This is a genomic window from Shewanella sp. Sh95, assembly GCF_001308045.1.
Taxonomy (GTDB): domain Bacteria; phylum Pseudomonadota; class Gammaproteobacteria; order Enterobacterales; family Shewanellaceae; genus Shewanella; species Shewanella xiamenensis.
This window is the reverse complement of the sequence record NZ_LGYY01000177.1, coordinates 48288-54690: the sequence shown is the minus strand read 5'-3', so window position 1 is coordinate 54690 and position 6403 is coordinate 48288. Positions and strand designations below refer to the sequence as shown.

The 6403-nt window shown below is 46.9% G+C and carries 3 protein-coding genes; 2 read left to right on the top strand and 1 reads right to left on the bottom strand.

Going from position 1 to position 6403, the window contains the following annotated elements:
• Window positions 1–97: 97 nt before the first annotated feature.
• Window positions 98–1033 (bottom strand): TonB-dependent receptor plug domain-containing protein, encoded by a 936-nt coding sequence (locus AEA42_RS13195; protein WP_055647962.1) that lies wholly within the window; start codon window positions 1031–1033, stop codon window positions 98–100.
• Window positions 1034–1621: 588 nt separating this feature from the next.
• Here AEA42_RS13195 and AEA42_RS13190 point away from each other — a divergent pair.
• Both AEA42_RS13190 and AEA42_RS13185 read left to right on the top strand, forming a co-directional pair.
• Window positions 1622–4987 carry a LamG-like jellyroll fold domain-containing protein gene (locus tag AEA42_RS13190; protein ID WP_055647961.1) on the top strand — a complete coding sequence of 1122 codons (3366 nt, stop codon included), beginning with the start codon at window positions 1622–1624 and terminating at the stop codon, window positions 4985–4987.
• Window positions 4988–5455: 468 nt separating this feature from the next.
• A complete protein-coding gene (locus AEA42_RS13185) occupies window positions 5456–6352 on the top strand; it encodes an SMP-30/gluconolactonase/LRE family protein (RefSeq protein ID WP_055647960.1) in 897 nt (298 codons plus the stop codon).
• The last annotated feature ends 51 nt before the right edge of the window (window positions 6353–6403 follow it).

The window sequence follows — 6403 nt, the reverse complement described above, 5'->3', positions numbered from 1 at the left end:
TAGGATATTGGCTTCGCGCATCTTGTTGTCCAAGTGTAGTTTTTAGCGAAACCATTTGATCATGCAACAAGATGCGCTTCCACCCTAATTTGATGATTTATTTGTAAATCATCAGGGGATTCTTCAGTGCTGGACGTTCACGCTCACCGTTATTCATATTTTGGAATACGGCGTCGCGCATGAGCAGATATTCTTGACCGTTGAGTAAGGCCCCTTCACTGGTATCTAAACCATGGGCTAAACCACGAGTCCAATAAGCATCGTCAACTTGTACACCAGTTTCAGCGTAATAGGGTAAGGATGCCCCAGGTGAAACCACTTGATCGTTATAGTTGGTGCGGATGTAAGAGACGTTAACTAATGCGCCCACTTCACCAATACTGGTATCCCAGCGGTCGCTAATTAAGGCACTGAAATTAGGATCGATAGTGTCAGGCTGATCAGAGTAAATCCCTTTGGCTGCTACCGAAATTTTTTCTTCTTGGAAATCAAAAGGTCTATGGGTACGAATGTCAATTTGACCTGCGATACCGCTGGCGACTTGAGAAGAAGAACGGGTTTTAAAGACTTCAACACTGCCAAGCAGTGCGGCGGGAATATCGGCGATAGCAACTGAGCGGCCTGTTGCGGTGAAGATTTGACGGCCGTTCACTGTGGTCGTCACATCCGTTAAACCACGAATACTGACAACATTCGCCTCACCAGACGCGCGGTCAGTCACTTGAACACCGGTTACCCGTTGTAAGGCTTCAACCACGTTATTATCTGGGAATTTGCCAATATCTTCGGCAACGATGGCATCGACAACTTGAATGTTTTGGCGTTTAAGTTCTACCGCTTTATTTAAACTACCGCGGATCCCCTGAACCTGAATGATCTCCATCTCTTCGTTATTTTGCGCTTTACCGCCAGAAGAGGGCTGTGCCGTTTCTTCCGCCTGAGGCGATTGAGTCGCTTCAGCTTCTGCCGCATACGTCGCTTGACTAGCAAGAGCAAGCAGAATAGCACTTGCCAAATAAGTCTGTTTAAACATCTAGTTAATCTCCGGTAGTTTTATTATTTGACCCGGTAGCCTAAGACACCATCTGACGTCCCGGTCTTTTTTATTCCACTTCAGAGTCACGGACATCCCCACAGTGTCCCTGAAAATTTAGAATTTTGTTGCCTATTTTGTAGCGTATAGTGCGCCGCATTAAGTCAATTACGCTCCAACGGGCGAGGTTAAGAATTTATCATAACTGTTAAAATCATATTGTATGACTATATTGCATGTCAACTCACTGTTTGACGCAATAGGAAAGCAAGATCACATTTCGTTAAAATGCGGAAAAAGGGATGAATTACGGTTATCTATATGAAATAAAATGAATTAATTTAAAATAATGATGGTTTGATGGTGAAAACACGACCTGAGTTGAATAGGCACAACAGACCCAGCAAGCTGACCTTAACGTCAAATGTTTTGCAAAATCTCACAAATCTCTGTCACAAGATATTTACTTCTATCCCCAGAATGCTAATGTAATTTTAGTGTTACAGTAGTATTGTATTACTTTTGGATTTGGTACATTGATAAACGCTAACCTAATTATCAAACACAACAATAAAAGGAACGACGCTCATGGTGCTTAAACGCTCATTCGTGTCAGCAAGCTTGATCATGGCACTAGCCTCCTGTGGTGGGGACGACAGCAGCTACAGTGCAGACGACACAAATACCTTTACACTTCCCCCTCCTATGACATCGGCAGATCCGACAGTGGCAGGTGAGGTGAGCTACAAAAACGCAGTAGTTCATGATCCTTCCATCATTAAAGATACCGATGGCACTTATTATGTTTTCGGCTCCCATTTGGCAGTGGCCAGTTCTACGGATTTAATGAACTGGACACAAATTGCCTCAGATGGTGTACCCGAGAGCAGCCTGTTCAATACCTATGCGTCAGAAATCGCGGAAGGCACCGCATGGACGGGTGGCTTTGTTGGTTCGTGGGCACCGGATGTGATAAAGCTTGCCGACGGTAAGTACCATTTCTATTACGACTTCTGTGGCGGCCCCGATAAGATTGATTGCGTATCGCGCTCCTATTTGGGGATGGCCACCTCGGACAATATTCTCGGTCCCTATGTTAACCAAGGCTTGATCTTAAAGTCTGGACAGGTTGGAGCCGAAAACCCCGGTGCCAATGGTCAAAACTACAATGGTTTTGTCGACCCTAACGCTATCGATCCAGCCGTGTTTTACGATAAAGATGGCGGTCTATGGATGACCTATGGTTCCTATTCCGGCGGGATCTGGGTGATGCAGTTAGATCCAGCAACGGGTAAACCGTTAGCGGATCAGGGCTATGGCACTAAGATCATGGGCGGCAATTACAGTGCGATTGAAGGGTCTTATGTTATCTATAGCCCTGAATCCGAATACTATTATATGTTTACCTCCTTTGGTGGCTTCGCCCAAAAAGACGGTTACAACATTCGTATCTCTCGCTCTAAAAATCCTAACGGTCCCTATGTGGATGCTGCGGGTCTGGACATGATTGGCGCAACAGCCGCAGGCAATATCGCCGATTATGGCGTCAAACTGATGGGCGGTTTCCAATTTGTTGCCCACCCGGGCGATGTGGGTCATGATCACGGTTACCTGTCACCCGGCCACAACTCCGCTTTTTATGATGCACAAACGGGCAAATACTTCTTAGTATTCCATACGCGCTTCCCCGATACCGGCGAAGGTCACAGCGTGCGCGTGCATGAGCTATTTCTCAACAGCGATGGTTGGTTAGTTGCCTCACCACAGCGTTATGCACCGATCAACGGCGATAACATTGTCGATGAAATCGATGTCACTGGTGATTATCAATTCATTAATCACGCAAAAGATATCAATACGGCGGCGCACACCTCCCTGCACATTAAGTTATCCCGTACTTGGACCAATAAAGGCAATGTATCTGGCGATGTGACTGGTACTTACCAGCAGGGCGATGACAACCAAATCACCTTAATGCTAGACAATTTAGGCACTTTTGAAGGAGTACTCGCTTGGCAATGGGATCCTGAGCAAAACAAACTCATGCCGACATTTAGCGCCATTTCTAATGATGGGGTAAGTATTTGGGGCGTGAAGCTCACCGATAAAACCACTGAGGAAATTTTAACGGCATCGGCAAACGGCATTAGCCTGCCGACCGAAGCTACCGAAGGTAAAATCGCCTTACCGACACAAGGTACCCGTGGATCAACTATCGAGTGGCAATCGAGCGACGAGTCAGTGATCAGAACCGATGGCACCATTATCCGACCCAACGTTGGCGAGGGCGATAAGGTCGTCACCTTAACCGCGACAATTATGGTCAATGGAAAGAAGGTGACTAAAACCTTCCAAATTACCGTATTTGCCCATAAAACCTATAACCGTATTGCCCACTACAGCTTCGAGAATAACCTCAAGGACTCCTTGGGCTTATTTGGTGATGGCCAACCCACTGGCGATAGGATCTTCAAAGCGGGCGATGCCATTGGCTACGCCACAGGCTTTGAAGGACAAGCCCTGTCACTCGATGGTACCCACGGGGTGTTACTACCATCGGGCATTATCTCCAGCTACGAGTACACAGTGTCTTTTTGGGCAAGTCCTGCGGTTATTACAGGGTTTACCACGGCATTCTTCGGCGCAGTTAACGAGCAAACCGCTGAAGATGGTAGCAAGTTCTCCAATACTTGGGTCAGCATGCTGCCACAGGGTTGGGACGGTAATACCATGTTCTGGAGTCACAATATTGATACCAGCGGCAGTGCCGCGGTTGAAAGTTGGTTTGATGGTGTAACCGGCGAGCGCATCGCTGAAAACACGTGGTCGCATCTGGCGTTCTCCGTCAATAAAGGGCTAGTTAAAGTCTTTATCAACGGGGTTGAGCGCTTTAGCCGCGGTAACCTTGCGAACTACTTTACGGGCGCACAGGGCGTTTTCGGTCTTGGCGTTAACTACTGGGATCTGCCATACAACGGCCTCATTGATGAACTCAAAATCTATGAAGCGGCATTAACGGCTGAAGAAGTCAAAGCCCTCGATATCGACAAGTTAGCCGACAGTGAACTCTTGTCCTCAGCAACGGCCATTCTGGAGCTAGGCGACTTATCGGCGGTGCGTAAAAATATCGAACTGCCAGTAACGGGTCCTTATGCTGCGGCGATTTCTTGGGTATCTTCAGATCCAACGACTATTGATACCCATGGAAGCGTAACGCAACCTGCACGTGGTGAAGAAGACAAGGTGGTCACCTTAACGGCCACCTTAAAACTGGGTAATGCGACTCAAACCAAAGTCTTCACCGCAACCGTAAAAGCTAAGAATCCACCAACACCTGTAGCGGTTTACAGTTTCGAAGATAATCTTAACGACAGTACCGCTAACTTCGGTGCGGGCACTTTAGTGGGTAACCTGATTGGTGTCGAAGGCGGTAAAATCAGCTATATGGACGGCGCGGTAGGTAAGGCGGCGGTCTTTGATGGTGCCTCTGGTATTGTATTGCCGAATAACCTTATCAAAGACTACACCTACTCAGTGTCGATGTGGCTCAATCCTGAGCAGCTGAATAAGTACACTACAGCCTTGTTTGGTTATGCGACCGATTCTAGCTGGACCAGCGTCTTACCTGGCGGTCAAAATGATTATGAGCGCATGGTGTTATGGTCAGGCACAGCATGGTACGACGGTAGAACCGGTTTTGTGATGCCAAAATCCCAATGGACGCACCTTGCGTACACAGTGAATGGCGGCGATGTGAAGGTTTATATCAATGGTGAATTGAAGTTTACCGGCGCTAACTTCCCGGACGTATTCTCAGTACCGACCACTAAGTTTGCGGTCGGGGTCAACTTCTGGGATACGCCTTTCAAAGGGGCAATCGATGAAATCAAGTTCTATGACGAAGCGATTACTGAACAAGATGTGGCTGATTTATTTGGCGAATCTAATCAATAACTGATCAGTTAAGCCAGATCGCTTGACGATCCCATTCAAAAGCTCAAAATCCGATGACCATTCGTCATCGGATTTTTTTATGCAACTCACTACCGCGTTTGCACTGGCCGGAACCATTCCGAAAAGGATTGATAGTTTAATCGCAGAAACAGAGCAGCATAAACTACCGATACAACGAGAATTAAGGGTTTATCCTCGATGTGTCATAGCGAAACCAAGGAAATACCCAGTCAAAAGAAAAGGCCTGTCAGCTCTTAACTGATTGGCATTACTCTCAATGGTGCTTTAAATCAATGTCTTAAGATATTTAAACCTTGGCGATTATGAAGGTCATTTATCGACTATTATCGCGATAAGCCGGTAGCTAAAAGAACCACAAGCTATATTCACGTTTTACCCTTGCTTCATCCCATAAGTTGTTTAAGATTAAGCCTTTCTTGATTACAGAGTTTATTTCTGAGTAACGCAATGCAAACGGTCACGGTTGGCGAGCTGTTGATGACGCTCCCAGTAGGAAACCTCCTTGGAGAAGGCGTATTATGGGATGAATTACACCAATCCATTTGGTGGACTGACATTCTCTCCTCTGTGATTTATCGTTTTACTCTCGCCACCCGCACACTAGATACTTTCTCCATGCCGCACCGCGTCGGCTCCTTTGGCCTCACGGCAAAGCCTACAACACTGATCGTCGCATTCGATATCGGTATTGCGACTTATAATATTGAAGATCAAAGCCTGACATGGTTGGCGCAGCCAGAATCTCATTTTGCCGGCAATCGCTTTAATGATGGTCGCATCGATAGGCAAGGGCGTTTTTGGGCGGGCACTATGGTTGAGCGACGCGATACTTTGCAACAAACGGCAGCCCTGTATTGTCTGGATGAGAATGGGCATTGCCACCAACGCCTCTCAAATCTCGAAATCTCCAACGGCCTATGCTGGAGCGTGGATGGGCGAACGCTCTACCATGCTGATTCGCCAAAACACCAAATCTATCAATATGATTTTGATATTGAGCAGGGGCTATTGAGTCGTAAGCGCCTCTTTGCGAGCACGAGCCATCACATTTTCCCTGATGGCGCCGATGTCGATGCGGCGGGTTATCTTTGGAATGCCCAGTGGGGCGGTGGCCAAGTGGTACGCTATCGTCCAGACGGTAAAGTCGGTCTTATCCTCAAATTGCCCGTTACAAACCCAACCAGCATCGCCTTTGGCGGCGCAAAATTAGATTTACTTATCGTGACCAGTGCTAAACACTCACTTGACGCATCGCAATTAGCTCAAGAGCCGCAAGCGGGGGATGTGTTTATCTATCAATTACAGGGTATTTATGGCGTAACCGCCCCACGTTTTTGCGGTTAGATCTAAGTAAACATCAGCGTTTTTAGCGCAAATTTTGTTATCAAATCCACT

Coding starts and splice junctions, on each gene's coding strand:
- AEA42_RS13195 (WP_055647962.1), bottom strand. CDS start 1,033: ATGTTTAAACAGACTTATTTGGCAAGTGCTATTCTGCTTGCTCTTGCT.
- AEA42_RS13190 (WP_055647961.1), top strand. CDS start 1,622: ATGGTGCTTAAACGCTCATTCGTGTCAGCAAGCTTGATCATGGCACTA.
- AEA42_RS13185 (WP_055647960.1), top strand. CDS start 5,456: ATGCAAACGGTCACGGTTGGCGAGCTGTTGATGACGCTCCCAGTAGGA.